The following is a 21672-nucleotide window of genomic DNA, read 5'->3' on the forward strand; positions in this document are numbered from 1 at the left end:
ACAAATGCCCTGACAAAAAAGCAGATGATTAGTACCGTTCGCGTAAAGAAACTCGGTTTGGACGCCCGAAACCGGTAACCTATGCAGCTGTTTTTTTGTATTTCTTCGAGGTAGCACCCGTGTTTTCCCAATTCGCCCTGCACGAACGCCTGCTCAAAGCCGTGGCCGAGCTTAAATTTGTCGAGCCTACGCCGGTGCAAGCAGCGGCCATCCCGCTCGCGCTCGAAGGGCGTGACCTGCGGGTGACTGCTCAAACCGGGAGTGGCAAGACCGCCGCTTTCGTCCTGCCGATTCTGCATCGTTTGATTGGCCCGGCCAAAGTCCGCGTCAGCATCAAGACCCTGATCCTGCTGCCGACCCGCGAGCTGGCCCAGCAGACCTTGAAGGAAGTGGAGCGCTTCTCGCAGTTCACGTTCATCAAGTCCGGGCTGATCACCGGCGGCGAAGACTTCAAGGTCCAGGCCGCCATGCTGCGCAAGGTGCCGGATATCCTGATCGGCACCCCTGGCCGCATGATCGAGCAACTCAACGCCGGCAACCTTGACCTCAAGGAAGTTGAAGTGCTGGTATTGGACGAAGCCGACCGCATGCTCGACATGGGCTTTGCCGACGACGTGCAGCGCCTGGTAGCCGAGTGCGTCAACCGCCAGCAGACCATGCTGTTCTCCGCCACCACCGGCGGTTCGACCCTGCGTGAAATGGTCGCCAAGATCCTCAACAACCCTGAGCACCTGCAGGTCAACAACGTCAGCGACCTGAACGCGACCACGCGTCAGCAGATCGTCACTGCCGACCACAATGTGCACAAAGAGCAGATTCTCAACTGGCTGCTGGCCAACGAGACTTATCAGAAAGCCATCGTGTTCACCAATACCCGCGCTGCGGCCGACCGCATCTATGGTCGCCTGGTGGCCCAGGAATACAAGGCGTTCGTGCTGCACGGTGACAAAGACCAGAAGGACCGCAAACTCGCCATCGACCGCCTCAAGGCTGGCGGCGTGAAGATTCTGGTTGCCACTGACGTTGCCGCGCGCGGCCTGGACGTGGACGGCCTGGACTTGGTGATCAACTTCGACATGCCGCGCAGCGGCGACGAATACGTGCACCGTATCGGCCGTACCGGGCGTGCCGGCAACGATGGCTTGGCCATTTCGCTGATCTGCCACGGCGACTGGAACCTGATGTCGAGCATCGAGCGCTACCTCAAGCAGTCGTTCGAGCGTCGCACCATCAAGGAAGTCAAAGGCACCTACACCGGGCCGAAGAAGGTCAAGGCGTCGGGCAAGGCGGTTGGCGTGAAGAAGAAAAAGACCGACGCCAAGAGCGACAAGAAGAAAACCGGCGCCAAGTCGCCGACCAAGCGCAAGATCGCCAACCGGCCGAAGACCGACAACCTGTCGCTCGTGAGCAAGGATGGCATGGCGCCACTTAAGCGCCGCAAGCCGGAAGCACCGGCTGCTGAGTAAGGCTTGAGTGATGGAAAAAAACCGGACATTTGTCCGGTTTTTTTATGCCTTCAGCTTTTGGCTTTGGCGGCTGCTTCCTTGAGCTCCTTGAACCGGGCGTCGATCAACTGGCACTTGTCAGGAAACTCGGCGCTTTCGGTATCCAGATCCATCTTCTGCAGCTCGTCGTTTATCTCCTTGGCCTTGGTCGGGTTCTGTTCGGTCAGTTTGGCCACTTCCTGGGCCAGTTGTTCTCGCTTGGCCGTGGCCTCGTCTGGTGTGCAAGCCCAGGTTGGCAGAGCAGTCAGCAGCGTGGCGGCGATAGCCAGGTTTTTCAGGGTTTTCATGGAGAGACCTCCTTGGCGGTTATGTGCTGTTGAGGGCGCGAACGTCTGGAAAGTTCAGAGAAATGGCCCGCCGTCTATTTGGCTGAACGGCGGCTGACGTGACGGGTCACACCTCAAGACGGGCTACTTTTCCTTAAGCCTGCAGGAGGAATCAGGATGACGACTTACAACTGGGATCTGATCGAACGGCTGTTGCATGAAGTGCAGAACGGCGAGGGCAGCTTCGCGCCGCGCAAGTATGCCGAGCAGGAAGCAGCCGAGAAGGCAACGGCGGGCGACTCGACCGGCAACCTGGATGCGCTGAAAAGGACTGCTGCCGATTATGAGGCGCTGCTGTTCAAGCGTGGCTTTATTGAATTGCGCCCTGAGGAAGAGGGCGGTAATGGCGAGAATTTCATCCTGACTGCACTCGGTGCGCAGCTGCTGGCACTGATCGACAGTTCGATCCCGGGCAACGATCACCCGCGTCAGGTGTTGGATGAGCAGGCGGATGCGCTGGATCCGGCGACGTTTGCCGAAGTGGCTTCAAAAGCTCAGATTGCCTGAGCTCCCCTGTGGGAGCTTGCCCGCGGTGACAGCGTGTCAGTCGATATAATCGTTACTGACCCACCGCTATCGCGGGCAAGCCTGCTCCCACATTGTCAATGTGTGGCGGCCTTCAGGCATTTGAGTGCCTTGAATTCGCTGCGCACCCCATCAATCTTCTGCGTCAGCTTCAAGCGTTGTTGCGCACTACTGTCACCCATCAGGTCGACCAACAGACTGCGCGCTGCCGCTTCTGTCTGGGCATAAGCGGCGCGGTATTGCGGGGTCCACAAACTTTCCCGATCCACCAGCAGCTGCTGCATTTTCTGCGGAAAGTCGGCGCTACCGCGGTGTTGCACGGCGTCGATGAATTGAGCCTGCCACTGCGCACGGTTGCCGATCCATCCCGTGTTCTGGTCTCCCAAAGCGAGCGACCAGGCCGTTACGCGACTTTGCTGACGGGTGCTGAGCGGGCCGATCCACGCATCCAGGCGCTTGCTCATACGCTCGGCGCGCTCTTTGATCTGCTGGGCGAGGGGCGGCTTGATGTATTCATCCCGGCGCTTGCGTAGATCCTTGGCCAATGCCTCGTTCATTTCCCTGACCTGCTGATCGTCCAGGCCCTTGAGCAGTTCGATGGCTGATGGCGTGATCTCACGGGCGATCTCGTCAATAGCCTGTTTGGCCTCGACAGTTCTGGACTGTAGTGCGGCTTCGGTGACTTGATTGTTGTCGACCATCTGTTGCAGGCGATCCAGCCAATCCAGATAAACCGGCAGTTGCGTGGTGCAGTGCCAGGCCAGGTGTTCCTTGAGTCTGTCGTTGAACCAGCTCTTTTGCCCGGCGTTCATGTCCAGATAATCGTTGAGGGTCCAGGGGATGATCACGTCCAGGTTGCGGTAGGCCAGGCCCACACGATTGCAGCCGGCGAGCATCAGGCTCACGGTCAGTAATACCACCAGTAATTTGAGCCGACGCAGCATGGGCGGGTCCTTCGCGGAATGGGGTGTCACATGTGAACCCGCGCTGGGCGCGACAGTTCAGCCCATTAATAGAACGTCCGCGCAGCCTTCAACGTCAACAGACCATCGCATTGCGAATTATGTCCGGAATACGCCGAGCAATCCCCGCCGCTCAGGCTGGAGTCGCTGTAGATCAGGTTCAGGTCAACGCCCATCCAGTCCCGCGAGAACTGCACCGACCAGTCACTGAAGGCGCGGATGGAGCCGCCGTCCACCGAGACTGGAGTGCCCAACTGATGAGTGGTGTATTTCATGCTGACCCCAATGCCGAAAGGCTGGGTGCCGCCGAGGTCGGCAAATAGGGTGCTGTCTTGGCGGTCCGGGTCGTTGCTGAAGGAGGCGCCAAAGCGATTGCCCAGCAGGTTCAGGCCGCCGTAGAACTCCTGGCTGTCGAGGGGGCTGAGCTTGGGGTAGCTGTAATGGATCAAGCCCACTTCGTAGCCTAAGGTCTGGTCGAAGGGGTGTTTGAAACCCATGTAGGAATCGACTTCGAGGGTGCTGGCTGAGGACAAGCCCATATTTGGGGAAAACTGGCCGAAGTACAGGCCGCTGTCGTGGCTCAGGTCCAACCCGCCATGGAACGAGTCGCTGCCAGGCGACGTCGGCTTGACCAAGCCCTGCGCCATGCTGCGGCTGGGAGTGGTGCCCAATTTCAAATCGAAATCGCCAAATTCGCGCTGAAAGATTTGCGCTTCGGCGAAGGGGCTGGCCAGCAGGGCTGCGACCAGGAAAATACAGGATTTGAGCATGCTTCACACCATGAAAAGCGAGGAGCAGTGACGAAGGACATCGGGCAGATGCCCGCGCTAGACGCGTGCAAGCATACCGGCGAATGCCGGCAGGTGAGGCCCGTTCGTCGATTCATGCAAATATGTGGATGATTGGAGAGGGTATTTCGAACTCTAGTCCTAGCGCCTTGAGGGCAAGACGCTTAGGGACCAGGCGTGTTGCACAGTATTACTTTTTACCCAAGCTGATCTGCTTGGATGGGCCGAAAGTCTGGCCGCTCACGCCTTTGGCAATTTGCTGGATTTCGCCGCCGGACTTAAGGAACGCAGCGATCTGGCTGTTGATCGATTCGCTGGTTTCAACGGCTGGAGCTGGCTTTGCTTTGCTGTTGGATGCTTTTACACGCATGGCGGCCACTAACCTGTAGAAAATTAACTTGGCCAGGCATCGTACAGGAAATACTTGACAATTGCTTGGTAAATATCTCCCGGGAATAAGTGCTGCGGCCGGAAATGGTAAAGTTTCATTGTTGAAATAAACCCCCTAACTTATTGTTTTAATTCGAAACCATGGGGTGGACGACGGTTGGCGGCTTGGAAAAACCAGCCGGTTGATCGGACGAGCGGGGGCTGTGCGTTGGGTGGTGCTATTGCTAGGCCACGTCAGCCCGCGTTTTTTCAGGCGCCCGCGCGTGGCGGGTCCAACTCGGGTAGAATGCCGCTCACGCAATGAGGGTATTTGGACATGGCTTTAGTCGGGCGCTACAACAGCTTGCAAGTGGTAAAACACACTAACTTCGGTTTGTACCTGGATGGTGCGCAAGACGGTGAAATCCTCTTGCCTAATCGGTATATCCCTAAAGATATTCCCAGCGAAGATGAAGACTGGCTTAACGTTTTCATCTATCTGGACAGCGATGACAAACTCATCGCCACCACTGAAAAACCAAAAGTTCAAGTGGGCGAATTCGCCAGTTTGAAAGTGGTGGAAGTCAACAGTATTGGCGTGTTCCTTGACTGGGGCTTGCCCAAGGATCTGTTGCTGCCGTACTCGGAAGAAAAACGCCAGATGACCGCAGGTGAATACTGCGTGGTGCACGTTTATCTCGACAAACACACCAAGCGCATCACCGCCACTGCACGCCTGGATCGTTACCTGGACAAAACGCCGGCGAACTACCAGGTGGGCCAGGAAGTCGACCTGCTGGTGGCTGAAGCCACTGATATGGGTTTCAAGGCGATCATCAACAACAAGCATTGGGGCCTGATCCACAAGAACGAAGTGTTCAAGTTCCTGCGCCCGGGCAAGGAAGAAAAGGGCTTTATCAAAGAGATCCGCGCTGACGGCAATATCAGCCTGAGCCTGCAACCGGTCGGCCAGGAAGCAGCCTCCAGCCTGAACGCGAAGATCCTCGCCAAGTTGCGTGAAAACAACGGCACCTTGCCGGTCAGCGACAAAAGCGACCCGACGGTCATCAGTAACGTGTTCGGCGTGAGCAAGGGCAACTTCAAGAAAGCCATTGGTGCGCTGTATAAGCAGGGCCAGATCATGATTCACGCGGATCGCATTGAACTAAGCTGATCGCACTTTGCTCTTCTGTAGGCGCCGTCCGGTGCCTACAGAGGTTTCATCAATGACCAAGAAAACGCTCTTCGCCTACCTCGGCACTCTGCTCGCGTTCCTGATCCTGGACGGCCTCTGGCTTGGCGTCCTCATGGGACCCACCTACAAATCCCTGCTGGGTCCACTGATGCTGGATCAGCCCCGCCTGTTGCCCGCGACATTCTTCTATCTCCTTTATGTACTGGGTTGCGTAGTGTTCGTGGTCTTGCCCAGCACCCGTTGGCAACGCGCCGCCCGCCTTGGAGCCTTGCTTGGGCTGGTTGCCTACGGCACCTATGACCTGAGCAACTGGGCCACGCTGCAAGGTTGGTCCGCGCAGTTGGCAATCATGGACATGGCCTGGGGCACCTTTCTGACTGCGGCGTGCTGTACGGTGGGCTACTTGTGTGCACATCGAGTGCACCGTTGATTGTGTACAGGATTGATGTGCACCGTAGCTGAGCGTAGTCCCTGCTTCTAGACCTGTATCAATCGCTTTGGAACACCGTATCAAAGGGATTGCGCTCAATTGGCACGCATTCTGCTGACTGTCTCGTATACAAACCATACCGCCTCCCGTATGCACCCCGTGACGGAAGCGCAGGCCGGTATTTCGAGGAGCCCAGCGATGACCGAACAATTGCCCAAAGGCTACAGCCCGCGCCTGTATAACAAGGACTTGGGCCCACTGCCGCAAAAGTGGACCTGGTACAACATATTCGCCTTCTGGATGAGCGACGTGCACAGCGTTGGCGGCTATGTGTTCGCCGCCAGCCTATTCGCCCTGGGGCTGGCCAGTTGGCAGGTGTTGATCGCCTTGCTCGCCGGTATTTGCATTGTGCAGTTGATCGCCAACCTGGTGGCTAAGCCGAGCCAGCAGGCCGCTGTGCCTTACCCCGTGATTTGTCGGCTGGCGTTCGGCGTGTTCGGTGCGAATATCCCTGCTGTGATTCGTGGCTTTATCGCCGTGGCCTGGTACGGGATCCAGACGTATTTGGCATCAAGTGCGTTGATCATTGTGGTGCTGCGCTTCTTCCCACAGATGGCGGTGTATGCCGAACCGCATTTTGCAGGCCTGTCCTACCTTGGCTGGTTTGGTTTCCTGAGTCTGTGGCTGCTGCAGGCGGCCGTGTTCTGGGCTGGTATGGAGTCTATTCGCCGCTTTATCGATTGGGCGGGGCCGGTGGTGTATGCGGTGATGTTTGCCCTGGCCGGCTGGATCGTGTGGAAGGCGGGTTGGTCGAATATCAGCTTCACGCTGTCAGAGAAATCCCTGTCGGGTTGGCAGGCGTTTGGCCAGGTGATCGTGGCCACCGCGCTGGTGGTGTCGTACTTCTCCGGGCCAACCCTGAATTTCGGTGACTTCAGCCGCTACTGCCGCAGCATGCAGGACGTACGACGCGGCAACTTCTGGGGGCTGCCGGTGAATTTCCTGGCGTTTTCCCTGGTCACCGTGGTGATCGTCTCGGGCACCTTGCCGGTGTTCGGCGAAATGCTGCATGACCCGATTGCCACGGTTTCGCGCATCGATAACAGCATGGCGGTGTTGCTCGGTGCCTTTGCCTTTGTCACCGCGACCATTGGCATCAATATTGTCGCCAACTTCGTTTCCCCGGCGTTTGACTTCGCCAACGTCGCGCCGAGCAAAATCAGTTGGCGTGCGGGAGGGATGATCGCCGCGGTGGCGTCGATCTTTATCACGCCGTGGAACCTGTTCAATAACCCGCTGATGATCCACTACACCCTGGATATCCTCGCCGCCTTTATCGGACCACTGTTCGGGATTCTGATGGTAGATTTCTACCTGATCAAAAAACAGAAGATCGACGTGGATGCACTGTTTGATGACAGCCCCAGCGGGCGCTACTACTTCGACGGTGGCGTGAACTGGACGGCGGTCAAGGCGCTGGTGCCGGCGACGCTGGTGGGTGTCGCGATCACCTTTACTCCGGCGTTGCAGGTTATGGCCAACTTCGCTTGGTTTACCGGCTGCTTCCTGGGTGGGCTGTTTTTCCTGGTGTTGGCTCGGCGTGAGCAGATTCGTGTGCCTGGGCCGCTGGTTGTCGGCTGAGCAGTACCGAGCCCGCTATTAAAAGGCCCGCGCCGGCAATCGCCAGCGCGGGTTGCAACCCGCCGCTGAGGTGGCTGCTGACCGATGCCAGCAAAGGGCCGCTCAGTTGGCCGATGGCAAAGCTGGCGGTCAGCAGCCCGGTACTGCGCTGGTAGCCGTGGGGCGCGACGTCCCGCAGGCGAGCCATCACCAACTGCATGCAGGCCAGGAACGGCCCGCCACACAGCAGCACGCCCAGCGCCAAACCCCAGCCATTGCCGAACAGACAGGCGAACACACCGGCCGCTTGCAGCCACAGCGTGGTCATCAGCCAGCGGCGCGTGGTGTGCGGGTCCTTGCGGCGCAGGCTCGCCACTCCCACGCCAATCGCTGCGGCCAGGCCAAAGCACGGCCAGAACAGATCGGCCTGCCATGCGCCTTTGAACTGAGCGCTGGCCATCTGCGACAGGAAGGTTGCCGGAATGATGTAACCAAGGCCGAACAGCACGTAGATCCAGCACAAATGCGCGATGCTGCCGTTGCTGCCTACCTCGGTGCCGCTGGCAACCGCTGGGCCATCGGCATAAGGCCTGGGCAGGAAAGGCAGGATTGCCAACAACATCACCAGCGCCACCACGCCATACACCAGCCACAACGTTGCCGAGTTTTGCTCCAGCAGGTTGGAGCCCAGGGCCAGTAACCCGGTCAACAGTATCCCCAACCCTGGTCCGGCGAATACCAAGGCGCCCAGGCGTGGACGCCCGGCTGCAATCGCCAATGGTTGGCTGAGGCTGGTGATCATCACCAGTGCCCATGCACTCGCGACACCGGTACCAAAGCGCAGCAATAAGTGCGGCCAGAACCCATAAGCCCAATACGACGCCAGCGTCAGCAACACACACAACCATAAGCCGCCATACAAGCGCCCGCGCACCTGGTGGTGCCTGCGCGCAAAGATCGAATCCACCGCGCCGACGAAGTAGCCCAGGTAGTTGGCGGCAGCGATCAGGCCGGCGCCGGTCAGGTCGATCTGCCCCTCACTGAGCAGGTGCGGCATTTGTGGGGTGAGGGCGAAGCGGCCAATGCCCATCGCCATCATCAGGGCGACAAAGCTGGCAAGTAAGCGAATCAAGGGAGACATGGTCAAATTTCCTGCGGGTAAGCGAATACCCACAGGCTAAAGCTGATTGACTTTCTGTAAAATTGAATAATAGTGAGCAACTTGTTCAGTTTTGGAGAAAGGTATGGAGTTCAGTCAATTGCGCATTTTCCAGGCCGTGGCCGAAGAGGGCTCCATCACCCGCGCCGCCGAGCGTCTGCATCGGGTGCCGTCGAACCTGTCGACCCGGCTCAAGCAGATGGAGGAACAGCTCGGCGTCGAGCTGTTCGTGCGTGAACGCCAACGCTTGCAGCTTTCTCCGGCAGGCAAGGTGTTGCTCGACTACAGCACCCGTCTGCTGGCGTTGCACGACGAAGCCCATGGCGCCGTGCAAGGCGGGCAACCGGCTGGAGATTTTGTGTTGGGCAGCATGTACAGCACGGCAGCGGTTCACTTGCCCAAGCTGCTGGCGCGCTATCACAAGGCTTATCCGATGGTGAACCTGCAAGTGCAATCGGCGCCCAGCGGTGAGTTGCTCGAAGGCTTGATCACCGGTCGTCTGGATGCTGCATTCGTGGACGGCTCCATCACCATCGCGTCCCTGGACGGCGTCGCCCTGTGCGAGGAACGATTGGTGCTGATATGCGAGGCCGATCACCCGCCGGTGCGCGGGCCGCAGGATGTGGCCGGGCGTTCAGTGTTCACCTTCCGCCGCAGTTGCGCTTATCGCACTCGCCTGGAAACCTGGTTTTCCCACGAGCGTGTGGCCATGGGGCGGGCAATCGAGATTGAATCCTATCAAGGCATGCTCGCCTGCGTGATTGCCGGCTCCGGCGTGGCGTTGATGTCCGAGTCCATGCTCGAGAGCCTTCCAGGCAAGGAAAATGTGTCCGTTCATCCGCTGATGGGGCCTTTTGCCACTGCGACCACCTGGCTGATGTGGCGAAAGGGTATGCTCGGCGCTAACCTCAATGCATGGATCGACGTTCAGCAAGAGGGCAGGGCAGAGGTCCTGCGAGACGCACGTGCAATTGCTTGAACGATCCGTCAGGATTTGAATCAATTCAGTAATAGTTCGTTGTGGTTTCGTTCATGCATTACGTAGGACTTAGGGCTACTATCAATGTAGGAAAAGGCGACAGAACTTGCGCCTACCAGCATTACCCTCAAGGGGGGCAACCATGAAAGAGAAAATTCAAAACTGGCTCCATGATCTGGGTGTTGCACTGGGCTTGATCGAGCCTCCGCTACAACCGGTGCCTATTCGCACAGATGATGAGCAGCGCCGCCCGCGCCGCAGGTAAGTCCTGAAGCGCTCATGCGATCGATTCGTTGATCGTGCGGGCGCTGTGCAATGGGGTGTTTTTCAGGGCGTGCTCGGTTCCCTGTCATTCGCGCGCAGCCGCAGTTTGTTCCCTACCGCTTTACTGGATTATTTGACGAGACCAGGGTTGTCGTCGGACCCTTCTTCCTATCCTGTCATCCGTGTCTTTTTCCGGTTCGTCCTTCTCTATTTTCGTCTTCACAAGGACGCAAGGGTAGTGGGATGTCGAGCATTGATGGCGAAGGTATGGTGATTTCCGACAGGGTTGAGCGTCGTCGGTTTCTATCGATTGAGCAGGCAGATTTGCGTAGCGTGCGTGCCTTGGTGATTCACCAGACGGATGCCCCAAATTGAACAACGCATGGATTGGTATGGGCCTCTTTAGTCCAGGAAATCATCCAGCAAACTCACACTTGAGCGTTGAGGGATAAAAAACGGGTGCGACATCCGACGTCGCACCCGCTGAAGAAACCGCTCTACATTCTGTTATGCATCACACAGCCCGAGCCACCACCGCCTCCGGCTTACGCGACAACAAACTCACCAGTACAAAACTCACCAGCCCGACCGCCAGGCTGTAGTAAATCGGCGTGTTCGCATCCAGCCCGTCCTTGAACATAAATACCAGCGCCGTCACAAACCCCAAGGTCATTGAGCTAATCGCCCCCGACGTCGTCGCGCGCTTCCAGAAGATCGCCCCCATCAACGGAATCAACATACCGCCCACCAGCAGGTTGTAGGCCAGGGTCAGTGCGCTGATCACATCGTTCACTACCAGTGCGATACCCAGCACGGCAATACCGGTCAGCATCGTGAACAAACGGTTGATCGCCAGGCTCGACTGTTTACCGCCACGCAGGCGCGGCAGCAGGTCTTCGGTGAGGACGGTGGAGGCGGCCAACAAACCGGCGCTGGCCGTGGACATCATCGCCGCGAGAGCCGCGGCAATCACCAGGCCGCGAATCCCGTCGGGCAGCGACACTTTCACGATCGCGGCAAAGGCGTTGTTGACGTTATCCAGGTCCGGAATCAGCACCTGCGCCGCCATGCCGATCAGTGCACAGGCCAGGCCGTAGAGGATGCAGTAGAAGCCGGCGAAGGTGCCTGCGTATTGTGCGACTTTTTCGTCACGCGCGGTGAACACCCGTTGCCAAATGTCCTGGCCGATCAGGATGCCGAAGAAGTAGATCATGAAGTAGGTGATGATCGTGTCCCAGCCGATGGCGGTGAAGCTGAAGCTCGACGCCGGCAGCTTGGCCACCAGCTCGTCCCAGCCGCCAACGCGATACAGGCAGATTGGAAGCAGGATAAACATCAGGCCAACGGTCTTGATCACGAACTGCACAATATCGGTCAGCGTCAGCGACCACATGCCGCCGATGGTCGAATACACCACCACCACGCCACCGCCGAGCAGCACCGAAATCCAGAACGGCAGGCCGAACAGCACTTGCAACACCGTGGCGATGGCCAGGATCGAGGTCACGCCGATCATCAGCGCATACGCCAGCATGATCACCGCACTGGCCTGACGCGCCATGGGGTTGTAGCGCTTTTCCAGGACCTGGGTGACGGTGAAGATCTTCAGCTTGAGCAGCGGCTTGGCGAGGAACAGGTTCAGCGCAACGATGCCCATGCCCAGCGCGGCACATAGCCAGAAGCCGGAGATGCCATGCACATAACCCAGGCGCACGGTGCCGACTGTCGATGCGCCGCCCAGTACCGTGGCCGCCATGGTGCCCATGTACAGTGACGGGCCCAGGTTGCGCCCGGCCACCAGGTAGTCTTCATGGGTCTTGGCGCGACGCATGCCGTAATAGCCGAGCACGAGCATGCCGGCCGCGTAGATGAGTACGACGAATAAATCCAAAGCCATGGCGGCGAGTCTCCAATTATCTTTTTTTTGAGGATCAGGCGGCGGGTTGCAGTGCCGGTTTAACGCCCGCATCCATGCGCTTAGTGCGGGGATCGGTTGGGCCGTAGACAGCCGCCGGTTCCGGAAACACACGCAGCAAGGTCAGGTACACCACCGACGCCAGCCCCAGCGTGACCGGCAGGCTGATATCAATTCCATCGGCCAGGTTGCCCAGCGGCCCGACAAACTGCCCCGGCAGGTTGACAAAGCACAGGCCCACCAGCGCACTCGGAATCCACGCCCCCAGCCCGCGCCAGTTCCACCCATGGCTGAACCAATAGCGTCCGCCGGTTTCACCACGGGTGAACACCTGCAGGTCATCCGGGCAGTAGAAGCCGCGACGCACAATCAGCCCCATGATCATCATCACCATCCACGGGGTGGTGCAGGTGATGATCAGCACGGCGAAGGTCGACACGCTCTGCACCAGGTTGGCGGCGAAGCGTCCGATAAAGATGAAGGCAATCGACATCACCCCAATCAGCAGCGTGGCCTTGACCCGCGACAACAGGCGCGGGAACACGCTGGACATGTCCAACCCGGTGCCATACAACGATGTAGTGCCGGTGGACATGCCGCCGATCACCGCGATCAAACACACCGGCAGGAAGAACCAGGTCGGTGAGACCGCCAGCAAACCGCCGACATAGTTATTCGCCACGATGTAGTCCGGCGCCTTGATCGCCACGATGGTCGCGGTGGCCAGGCCGAACAGGAACGGGATCAAGGTGGCAATCTGTGCCAGGACCACCGCCAGCATGATGCGCATTTTCGACGTCTCACGCGGGATGTAGCGCGACCAGTCGCCGAGGAACGCGCCGAAGGAAATCGGGTTGCTCATGGCTACCAGCGCGGCGCCGATAAAGGCCGCCCAGAAACCGGTCTGCCCCATCGCTACGGTGCCGGCAAAATGGCGGTCGAAAGCCGGGGCAAAGGCGAAGATCCCCAGCAGAAACAGCAGGCTCGCCGCCCACACCGCGATGCGGTTGACCCACAACATGAAGCGAAAGCCGTAGATGCACACCGTCAGTACGAGAAGGGCGAACACGCCGTAGGCCAGGCCCAGGCTCAGGTCGGTTTCCGGCAGGCCGATCAGACGTTTTGCACCGCCCACCAACGCATCGCCTGAACTCCATACCGACAGTGAGAAGAAGGCAATCGCCGTCAGCAGCGACAGAAACGAGCCGACAATCCGCCCGTGCACGCCGAAGTGCGCGCCGGAAGACACCGCATTGTTGGTGCCATTGATCGGCCCGAACAGTCCCATGGGCGCCAGGATCAGCGCACCCACCAGCACGCCCAGCACAATCGCCCAGACGCCGGCCTGAAATGACAAGCCGAACAGCACCGGGAAAGAACCCAGCACCGCGGTGGCAAAGGTATTGGCTCCGCCGAAGATCAGCCGGAACAGATCCTTGGGTGTGGCGGTGCGTTCGTGGTCCGGGATCTGCTCGACCCCGTTGGTTTCTATCTTGCGAATACGTTTACCGTTGTTTTTATTATTCATGATCAGCTCCGATCATATTGGCTAAGGGGGCGGCAGCCCTTCCGGCATAGCGGACAAATGTTCGTGACAGGCCAGCCACAGGCCTTGTTTTTGTTGTGTGCCAGACCCTTGCCGTCTAAAGACAATGGTCTCGCGCTCCTGGCTAAAGAATTGCTCCCCTTGCATGCGCAACTCGGTGGCCACGTCATGCATGAAAATCGCCACGTCACCCTGCTGGCTGACAAAGGCGTTGCTCGAGGTGCATGACAGCACCTCGAACCCCTCGTCCCGGCGCCAACTGTCCCACAGCGCCTGGTAGGCATCGCGACTGAGCAGTGGTTGGGGGAGGGTGTAGAACACAAAGCTGGCATCGGCCGTGAACGCGCCGAAGTACGCGGCGCGGTCATTACGAGCGAAGGCCGCTACCAGGTCGGCGGCGGCTTGCAGCACTTCGTGCGTGCTCATCAGCGGTGCGCCACGCCTGGCAGTACGCAGAGCATTTCGTACAGCAGGTTAGCGCCCAGCAGCGAGGTGTTACCGGTGGTGTCGTAGGGCGGCGAAACTTCTACCAGGTCGCAACCAATCAGGTCGAGGCCCTGGCAGCCACGGATGATTTCGATGGCCTGGATCGTGGTCAGCCCGCCGATTTCCGGGGTGCCGGTGCCTGGCGCCCAGGCCGGGTCGATACCGTCGATGTCGAAGCTCAGGTACACCGGGCCGCCGCCGACTTTTTCACGCACTTCGGCCATTAATGGCGCGAGGGAGTGGTGCCAGCATTCTTCGGCCTGGACCACGCGGAAACCTTGTTTGCGGCTCCAGTTGAAATCTTCGGCGGTGTAGCCCTGGGCGCGCAGGCCTATCTGCACCACGCGGTCGCAATCGAGCAGGCCTTCTTCGACGGCGCGGCGGAAGGTGGTGCCATGGGCGATCTTCTCGCCGAACATATGGTCGTTGACGTCGGCGTGGGCATCGATGTGCACCAGCCCGACCTTGCCATGTTTTTTATGGATCGCCCGCAGGATCGGCAGGGTGATGGTGTGGTCGCCACCCAGCGTCATCGGGATCACGCCGTGCTCGAGGATCTCGTCGTAGGCTTCTTCGATGATGCGCACGGCGTCGAGCAGGTTGAAGGTGTTGATCGCCACGTCGCCGATGTCGGCAACCGACAGCGAATCAAACGGGGCGGCGCCGGTGGCCATATTGTAAGGGCGGATCATCACCGATTCGGCGCGGATTTCACGCGGCCCGAAACGGGTGCCGGCACGCAGCGAGGTGCCTATGTCCAGCGGCACGCCGACAAAAGCGGCGTCCAGGCCCTTGGCCGATTGCAGGTGGGGAAGGCGCATCATGGTGGCGATGCCGGCAAAGCGCGGCATTTCGTTGCCGCCCAGTGGTTGGTGAAAAATCTTGTCCACGGGAGTGCCTCATCGTTGTTTTGTTTATTAGGGGCCGATTCTGCGAAATCCCTGGAAACGAAAGAATCGCCAGGGGCAAATACTTAGTTCAGATTTTTCTAAACTAATGGCTGAGGTAAACTCGGTTCAAATGTGGGCTTGCTCGCGAATGCGGTGTGTCATTCAAAGATCGTTTGACTGATCCACCGCATTCGCGAGCAAGCCCGCTCCCAGAGGATTTTGTGTGTGCCTTCGGAGACCCCATGGCCAGTGCTCTGCCCGACCTGAAACTCTTGCGCATCTTCGTCAGCGTCGTGCGGCACCAGGGGTTCGCCAATGCCCAGCACGCACTCAACCTGTCGACGTCGGCCATCAGCACTTATATGAGCCAATTGGAATCGGCGCTGGGGCTGGTGTTGTGCCATCGCGGCCGGGGCGGCTTCAGCCTGACCAGCAAGGGCGAGTTGTTCCATCAGGAAACCCTTCGCCTGCTCGGTGAGTTGGAAGGGTTCGAGCAATACGCGGCGGCGTTGAAGGGCGAATTGCGCGGTACCCTCAAGCTCGGCGTGCTCGACTCCACCGTCAGCGACAAAGCCCTGCCGTTCGCCGAAGTCATCGGCGCCTACAGCCAGGAACACCCGGCGGTGCACCTGCACTTGTCGGTGATGAGCCCTTACGAACTGCAATTGGGCGTGCAGGACAATCGCCTGGACCTGGCCATCGGCGCTTTCTCCAACCGCATGAGCGGGCTGATCTACATGCCGCTGTATCGCGAGCAGCATTGGTTGTATTGCAGCACCCGGCATCCTCTATTCAATGAACGGCGTATCCCCGAGCAAGTCATCACCCAACAACGCATGGTCGGTCGTGGCTACTGGAGCCAGGCCGAACTGGCGCGCCACGGTTTCAAGCACAGCGCCGCGACCGTGGAAAGTATGGAAGCGCAGTTGATCCTGGTGCTGTCCGGCGCCTATATCGGCTACCTGCCCGAGCACTACGCCCAGGCCTGGGCCGACAAGGGCGACCTGCGCGTGTTGCTGCCGGCGACCTTCGGCTACCAGGCGCCGTTCTCGATGATCATGCGCCGCGGCCGCAGCCGTGAACCACTGATCCAGACCTTCCGCGACTTGCTCAAAGCCCAGCTCAACCAGGCCTGAAACCACTATGTCCAGACCCCAATGCACCCGCTGCTTGCGGCCCACCACCCACTGCCTGTGCGCGCTGATCCCCAGCCTCGACAGCCGCACCCGCGTATTGCTGTTGCAGCACCCGAGTGAGGTCAACCATGCGCTGAACACTGCGCGTTTGGCGGCGTTGGGGTTGAACAATGCGCAATTGGTAGTGGGGGAGACGTTTGATGACTTGCCTACCTTGCTGAATCCGCACGGCTACCAAGCGCGACTATTGTTTCCTGCAGAGGACGCGCAGCCGCTGCAAGCCTATGCTCCCGGTGATCAGCCCGTGTTGTTGGTCGTTCCCGACGGCACCTGGCGCAAGGCGCGCAAACTGCTGCACCTCAATCCATTGTTGGCGGCGTTGCCCCGGGTAACGTTGGCCGAGGGCGCCGTTTCCCGGTATCGGCTGCGCAAGGCGCCAGGGCCGGGTGCCTTGTCCACAGTGGAAGCCATTGTGCAGGCATTGCAAGTGCTGGAAGCCCCCTCCTCATTCGAACCATTGCTCAAGCCCTTCGAAGCATTGATCGAAGGCCAGATTGCGGCGATGGGGGAGGAGGTTTTTCAGCGAAACCACGGCGATGGACGACTGGGTTAGCAGGCTGACCGCGTCGCGGCCATCGCAGGCAAGCCAGCGTCCACAGGAGAATGTACTCCAAGCGTGGGAGCGGGCTCCCAGGCAACACATTCTCTGCTTATGCCTTTAAGCCATAAGCACCGCACTTTGCGTGATATGGCCTGCCGGGCTTTCCCGGTATGATGTCCGCCCCCGCAGTCTGGATTGCGAATACGCCATGACCTTGCAGTACCCTACAATCGCCGATTGCGTCGGCAACACGCCCCTTGTCCGCTTGCAACGCATGGCGGGCGAAACCAGCAATACCTTGTTGCTCAAGCTCGAAGGCAACAACCCGGCCGGCTCCGTCAAGGACCGTCCGGCGTTGTCGATGATCACCCGCGCCGAGTTGCGCGGGCAGATCAAGCCGGGCGACACCCTGATCGAAGCCACCTCGGGTAACACCGGGATCGCCCTGGCCATGGCCGCCGCGATCAAGGGTTACAAGATGGTGCTGATCATGCCCGACAACAGCAGCGCCGAGCGCAAGGCCGCGATGACCGCCTATGGCGCCGAGTTGGTGCTGGTGACCCAGGAAGCAGGCATGGAAGGCGCGCGCGATCTCGCCGAACGCATGGCCGCCGAAGGCCGTGGCCAGGTGCTGGACCAGTTCGCCAACGGCGACAACCCCGAGGCGCACTACACCACCACCGGCCCGGAAATCTGGCGCCAGACCGGGGGCACCATCACCCATTTCGTCAGTTCGATGGGGACCACCGGCACCATCATGGGCAATTCGCGCTACCTCAAGGAGCAGAACCCCGAGATCCAGATTATCGGCCTGCAACCGATGGAAGGCTCTGCCATCCCGGGCATCCGCCGTTGGCCCGAAGAGTATCTGCCGAAGATCTACAACGCGACCCGCGTGGACCGCATCATCGACATGGCCCAGCGTGAAGCCGAAGACACCACCCGCCGCCTGGCCCGTGAAGAAGGCATCTTCTGCGGCGTGTCCTCCGGTGGCTCGGTGGCCGGTATGTTGCGATTGTCAAAAGAAGTGGAAAACGCGGTGATCGTTGCGATTATCTGTGACCGAGGCGACCGTTACCTGTCGACCGGCCTCTTCGACGAACCTCACTGATGGCCAAGCACGAGAGGGGGCTGCGTTTCCAACCGACGGGCGGCAGCCGAGCCCCGCAGATCCCCGTAGGAAAGAAACAACGCCTGACCATCGAACGCCTGGCCAATGACGGGCGCGGCATCGTGTTCTTTGAGGGCCGCACCTGGTTTGTGAATGGTGCGCTGGCCGGCGAAGAAGTCGAAGCACGGGTACTGGGCGCCCACGGCAAGATCGTCGAAGCGCGCACCGAACGTGTGTTCACCGCCAGCGAACTGCGTCGCCCGGCACCGTGCGCGCACGTTGGCCGCTGCGGCGGTTGCAGCGTGCAGCACTTGCCCCACGCCGAACAACTTGCCCTGAAACAGCGCATGCTCGCCGAGCAACTGTCCCGTGTGGCGGGTGTCGAACCGCAAGAGTGGGCTGCACCTTTGAGTGGCCCGGAGTTCGGTTACCGTCGCCGCGCCCGTGTGGCCGTGCGTTGGGATGCCAAGGCCAAACATCTGGAAGTCGGTTTCCGCGCCGTGGCCAGCCAAGACATCGTTGCCATCGATGATTGCCCGGTGCTGGTACAGGCCTTGCAACCGATCATGCAGCGCTTGCCGAACCTGTTGCGCCGGCTGAGCAAACCTCAGGCCCTGGGGCATGTGGAGCTGTTCAGCGGTACGTCCATCGCGTTATTGCTGCGGCATATGGCACCGTTGTCGGACGCGGACCTGCTGATCCTCAAAGAATTCTGCCATTTCCATGAAGCGCAATTATGGCTGCATGGCGAGGGCCAGCCGGAACCGGTCGAACCCGACTCGGTGTTGGGGTTTCGATTGGAACAGTGGGACCTGGAGTTGGCCTACCGGCCAGGTGACTTCGTGCAGGTCAACGCCGGGGTCAACGCGGCGATGGTCGCCCAGGCCTTGGAATGGCTGGCGCCACAACCCGACGAGCGGGTACTGGATCTGTTTTGCGGCCTGGGCAACTTTGCCCTGCCACTGGCGCGCCAGGTGCGTGAAGTGGTGGCGGTGGAAGGTGTGCAGGCCATGGTGGAGCGGGCTGCCGTCAATGCCGTCAGCAATGATTTGCATAATGCGCAGTTTTTTCAGGCCGATTTGTCCCAGCCTTTGACTGACGCAGAATGGGCCAAACAGGGCTTTTCTGCGGTACTCTTGGACCCACCGCGTGATGGTGCCCTGGAGGTTGTGCGCAAGCTTGCGACCCTCAAGGCCAAGCGTCTGGTGTATGTGTCCTGCAACCCAGCCACGCTGGCGCGGGACACGGTTGAGTTGGTCAAGCAAGGCTACCGGCTAAAACGTGCCGGGATTCTCGACATGTTTCCGCAAACCGCGCATGTCGAGGCCATGGCGTTATTTGAAGCGGGCTAGGATGCCCGTTTAATCCGACTGGCCTGCATTCTTCAGGGTCGTGAACTGCCAGGGAGCTTGCAGCAGAGGTCGGGATGATTTTTGGCGCCCCCAAGGTGCGTCGTAGGGAAGGTAAGCAAGATGGTACAGGTGAGAGCACACCAGCCGATCAACACCGACGGCAGTATCAATCTCGAGGCATGGCTGGATCATGCCATCAGTGTCGACCCGGCACTGGACCGTGAAGCCTTGAAAGCAGCCTGCGAGTTCGCTCGTGAGTCTGAGCAGCAAGACAATGCGGCCAAGAACCTGTGGGCCGAAGGCACGTCAAGCTTTCGCACCGGGTTGGAAATCGCCGAGATCCTCGCTGATCTCAAGCTGGACCAGGATTCGCTGATCGCCGCCGTGCTGTATCGCGGCGTGCGTGAAGGGCACATTCAGTTGGCGACCGTTGGCCAGCGTTTCGGCTCGGTAGTGGCCAAGCTGATCGACGGTGTGCTGCGCATGGCCGCGATCAGCGCCAGCCTCAGCCCGCGTCAGTCCTTGGTGCTGGGCACTCAGGGTCAGGTCGAAAACCTGCGCAAGATGTTGGTGGCCATGGTCGACGACGTACGCGTCGCGCTGATCAAGCTGGCCGAGCGTACCTGCGCGATCCGTGCGGTAAAAACCGCCGACGACGAGAAGCGCAACCGCGTCGCCCGCGAAGTCTTCGATATCTACGCGCCGCTGGCGCACCGCCTGGGTATCGGCCATATCAAGTGGGAGCTGGAGGACTTGTCCTTCCGCTACCTCGAACCCGATCAGTACAAACAGATTGCCACGTTGCTGCACGAGCGGCGGCTCGACCGTGAGCGTTTTATCGCCGACGTGATGAACCAGTTGCGCTCGGAGTTGCAGGCCACCGGTGTCGAAGCCGACATCAGCGGCCGCGCCAAACACATCTATTCCATCTGGCGCAAAATGCAGCGCAAAGGCCTGGCTTTCAGCCAGATCTACGATGTGCGAGCCGTGCGTGTGCTGGTGCCAGAAATGCGCGACTGCTACACCGCGCTGGGTATCGTCCACACGCTGTGGCGGCACATCCCCAAGGAGTTTGACGATTACATCGCCAACCCCAAGGAAAACGGTTATCGCTCGCTGCACACCGCGGTGATCGGCCCCGAGGGCAAGGTGCTGGAGGTGCAGATCCGCACCCACGCCATGCACGAAGAGGCCGAATTGGGCGTTTGTGCGCACTGGCGCTACAAGGGCACCGACGTCAAGGCCGGGTCCAACCAGTACGAAGAGAAAATCTCCTGGCTGCGCCAAGTGCTGGAATGGCACGAAGAACTCGGTGACATCGGCGGCCTGGCCGATCAGTTGCGGGTGGATATCGAGCCGGACCGGGTCTACATCTTTACCCCCGACGGCCACGCCATCGACTTGCCGAAGGGCGCCACGCCGCTGGATTTCGCCTACCGCGTACACACCGAGATCGGCCACAACTGCCGGGGCGCCAAGATCAACGGGCGCATCGTGCCGCTCAACTACAGCCTGCAGACCGGTGAGCAGGTCGAGATCATCACCAGCAAGCACGGTACGCCGAGCCGCGACTGGCTTAACCCGAACCTGGGCTACATCACCACGTCGCGGGCGCGGGCGAAGATCGTCCATTGGTTCAAGTTGCAGGCGCGTGACCAAAACGTCGCCGCCGGTAAAACCTTGCTTGAACGCGAACTGGCACGCCTGGGCCTGCCGCAGGTGGACTTCGACAAGCTGGCCGAAAAAGCCAACATGAAGATTGCCGAAGACATGTTCGCCGCCCTCGGTGCTGGCGATTTGCGCCTGGCGCAACTGGTCAACCTGGCGCAGCAACTGGTCGAGCCGGAACGCGGCAGCGAACAGCTGGAACTGATCCCGCGCAAGGCCATCGGCTACAAGCCTGGCAAGCGTGGCGATATTCAGATCCAGGGCGTGGGCAACTTGATGACACAAATCGCCGGTTGCTGCCAGCCATTGCCCGGGGATGCCATCGTCGGCTATATCACTCAGGGCCGTGGCGTTAGCATTCACCGCCAGGATTGCGCCTCGGTGCTGCAATTGGGCGGGCGTGAGCCGGAGCGGATCATCCAGGTCAGTTGGGGCCCGGTGCCGGTGCTGACCTACCCGGTGGATATCATCGTTCGCGCCTACGACCGTTCCGGTTTGCTGCGTGACGTGTCGCAAGTGCTGCTCAATGAGCGGATCAACGTGCTGGCGGTCAACACACGCTCGAACAAAGAGGACAACACCGCGTTGATGTCCCTGACCATCGAGATTCCGGGGCTGGACGCACTGGGGCGGTTGCTGGGGCGGATTTCCCAGTTGCCGAATATCATTGAAACCCGGCGTAATCGCGCACCATGAGTCACTGGATAACCGCGGTTTGAAATGTGGGAGGCCCCACTACATCTTCGACGTAGCGCTGTCGCGCATCAAACTGGTTCATCGTAAGGTTATAGAACGCGTGCGGGGCAAAGGCCGTAGCCAGCACTGGTGTGTCAGCACCCGAGTGG

General features: G+C 59.8%; 21 protein-coding genes. 12 read left to right on the plus strand and 9 right to left on the minus strand.

Going from position 1 to position 21672, the window contains the following annotated elements; all coding sequences use genetic code 11:
* Positions 1-119 precede the first annotated feature (119 nt).
* Complete coding sequence (locus AACY52_RS25125; protein ID WP_339437489.1) at positions 120-1466, plus strand: DEAD/DEAH box helicase; 1347 nt, start codon at positions 120-122, stop codon at positions 1464-1466.
* 50 nt (positions 1467-1516) lie between these two features.
* Here the strand turns inward: AACY52_RS25125 and AACY52_RS25130 are convergent, their stop codons facing one another.
* Entirely contained in the window at positions 1517-1792 is a 276-nt protein-coding gene (locus AACY52_RS25130; RefSeq protein WP_339416725.1) for a hypothetical protein, read from the minus strand.
* Positions 1793-1948: 156 nt separating this feature from the next.
* Here AACY52_RS25130 and AACY52_RS25135 point away from each other — a divergent pair, with 156 nt between their 5' ends.
* Positions 1949-2338 carry a transcriptional regulator gene (locus tag AACY52_RS25135; protein WP_339560917.1) on the plus strand — a complete coding sequence of 130 codons (390 nt, stop codon included), beginning with the start codon at positions 1949-1951 and terminating at the stop codon, positions 2336-2338.
* A gap of 95 nt (positions 2339-2433) precedes the next feature.
* Here the strand turns inward: AACY52_RS25135 and AACY52_RS25140 are convergent, their stop codons facing one another.
* From AACY52_RS25140 to AACY52_RS25150, 3 genes are all read right to left on the minus strand, one after another.
* The gene (locus tag AACY52_RS25140) at positions 2434-3300 is read right to left on the minus strand and encodes a DUF6279 family lipoprotein (RefSeq protein ID WP_339427393.1); all 867 of its coding nucleotides are present in this window, start codon (positions 3298-3300) and stop codon (positions 2434-2436) included.
* A 65-nt stretch (positions 3301-3365) separates the two neighbouring features.
* Positions 3366-4088: a TorF family putative porin gene (locus AACY52_RS25145; protein ID WP_339416719.1), complete on the minus strand. Its 723-nt coding sequence runs from the start codon at positions 4086-4088 to the stop codon at positions 3366-3368.
* A gap of 208 nt (positions 4089-4296) precedes the next feature.
* A complete protein-coding gene (locus AACY52_RS25150; RefSeq protein WP_003193095.1) occupies positions 4297-4476 on the minus strand; it encodes a hypothetical protein in 180 nt (59 codons plus the stop codon).
* Positions 4477-4812: 336 nt separating this feature from the next.
* On the opposite strand from AACY52_RS25150, the gene AACY52_RS25155 reads away from it, so the two are divergent.
* From AACY52_RS25155 to AACY52_RS25165, 3 genes are all read left to right on the plus strand, one after another.
* Complete coding sequence (locus tag AACY52_RS25155; protein WP_339560918.1) at positions 4813-5649, plus strand: S1-like domain-containing RNA-binding protein; 837 nt, start codon at positions 4813-4815, stop codon at positions 5647-5649.
* A gap of 52 nt (positions 5650-5701) precedes the next feature.
* Positions 5702-6100: a DUF2177 family protein gene (locus tag AACY52_RS25160; RefSeq protein WP_339416715.1), complete on the plus strand. Its 399-nt coding sequence runs from the start codon at positions 5702-5704 to the stop codon at positions 6098-6100.
* Positions 6101-6298: 198 nt separating this feature from the next.
* On the plus strand, positions 6299-7741 hold the full coding sequence (locus AACY52_RS25165; protein ID WP_339416713.1) for an NCS1 family nucleobase:cation symporter-1: 1443 nt from the start codon (positions 6299-6301) through the stop codon (positions 7739-7741).
* On the opposite strand, the gene AACY52_RS25170 is transcribed toward AACY52_RS25165, so the two are convergent.
* Entirely contained in the window at positions 7653-8861 is a 1209-nt protein-coding gene (locus AACY52_RS25170; RefSeq protein ID WP_339416711.1) for an MFS transporter, read from the minus strand. The genes AACY52_RS25165 and AACY52_RS25170 overlap by 89 nt on opposite strands.
* Positions 8862-8964: 103 nt before the next feature.
* Here AACY52_RS25170 and AACY52_RS25175 point away from each other — a divergent pair, with 103 nt between their 5' ends.
* Together AACY52_RS25175 and AACY52_RS25180 are read left to right on the plus strand one after the other, a co-directional pair.
* Positions 8965-9858 (plus strand): LysR substrate-binding domain-containing protein, encoded by an 894-nt coding sequence (locus AACY52_RS25175; RefSeq protein WP_339416709.1) that lies wholly within the window; start codon positions 8965-8967, stop codon positions 9856-9858.
* A gap of 142 nt (positions 9859-10000) precedes the next feature.
* Complete coding sequence (locus AACY52_RS25180; RefSeq protein WP_003193089.1) at positions 10001-10123, plus strand: PA1414 family protein; 123 nt, start codon at positions 10001-10003, stop codon at positions 10121-10123.
* Positions 10124-10636: 513 nt separating this feature from the next.
* Here AACY52_RS25180 and AACY52_RS25185 read toward each other — a convergent pair.
* The 4 genes from AACY52_RS25185 to speB are packed head-to-tail and all read right to left on the minus strand — an operon-like array spanning position 10637 to position 14959.
* On the minus strand, positions 10637-12019 hold the full coding sequence (locus tag AACY52_RS25185) for a sodium:solute symporter (RefSeq protein ID WP_339416707.1): 1383 nt from the start codon (positions 12017-12019) through the stop codon (positions 10637-10639).
* A gap of 34 nt (positions 12020-12053) precedes the next feature.
* The gene (locus AACY52_RS25190; protein ID WP_339427395.1) at positions 12054-13565 is read right to left on the minus strand and encodes a cytosine permease; all 1512 of its coding nucleotides are present in this window, start codon (positions 13563-13565) and stop codon (positions 12054-12056) included.
* Positions 13566-13586: 21 nt separating this feature from the next.
* A complete protein-coding gene (locus AACY52_RS25195) occupies positions 13587-14009 on the minus strand; it encodes a nuclear transport factor 2 family protein (RefSeq protein ID WP_339416703.1) in 423 nt (140 codons plus the stop codon).
* A complete protein-coding gene (gene speB, locus AACY52_RS25200; protein ID WP_049712093.1) occupies positions 14009-14959 on the minus strand; it encodes an agmatinase in 951 nt (316 codons plus the stop codon). Before speB ends, AACY52_RS25195 begins: the two co-directional genes overlap by 1 nt.
* A 242-nt stretch (positions 14960-15201) precedes the next feature.
* Here speB and AACY52_RS25205 point away from each other — a divergent pair, with 242 nt between their 5' ends.
* The 5 genes from AACY52_RS25205 to relA all read left to right on the plus strand — a co-directional run bounded on the left by AACY52_RS25205 (position 15202) and on the right by relA (position 21523).
* Positions 15202-16095, plus strand: coding sequence for a LysR family transcriptional regulator (locus AACY52_RS25205; RefSeq protein WP_339416701.1), 894 nt, complete (start codon positions 15202-15204; stop codon positions 16093-16095).
* Positions 16096-16102: 7 nt separating this feature from the next.
* Positions 16103-16708, plus strand: coding sequence for a DTW domain-containing protein (locus tag AACY52_RS25210; protein ID WP_339427396.1), 606 nt, complete (start codon positions 16103-16105; stop codon positions 16706-16708).
* 196 nt (positions 16709-16904) lie between these two features.
* Positions 16905-17807, plus strand: a complete 903-nt coding sequence (gene cysM / locus AACY52_RS25215) for a cysteine synthase CysM (RefSeq protein ID WP_339416697.1) — start codon at positions 16905-16907, stop codon at positions 17805-17807.
* On the plus strand, positions 17807-19159 hold the full coding sequence (gene rlmD / locus AACY52_RS25220; protein WP_339416695.1) for a 23S rRNA (uracil(1939)-C(5))-methyltransferase RlmD: 1353 nt from the start codon (positions 17807-17809) through the stop codon (positions 19157-19159). The genes cysM and rlmD overlap by 1 nt, the downstream gene beginning before the upstream one ends.
* 120 nt (positions 19160-19279) lie before the next feature.
* Entirely contained in the window at positions 19280-21523 is a 2244-nt protein-coding gene (relA, locus tag AACY52_RS25225) for a GTP diphosphokinase (protein WP_339416694.1), read from the plus strand.
* Positions 21524-21672 lie beyond the last annotated feature (149 nt).

This window comes from Pseudomonas sp. EA_65y_Pfl1_P113, from assembly GCF_963970525.1.
Lineage (GTDB): Bacteria > Pseudomonadota > Gammaproteobacteria > Pseudomonadales > Pseudomonadaceae > Aquipseudomonas > Aquipseudomonas tritici.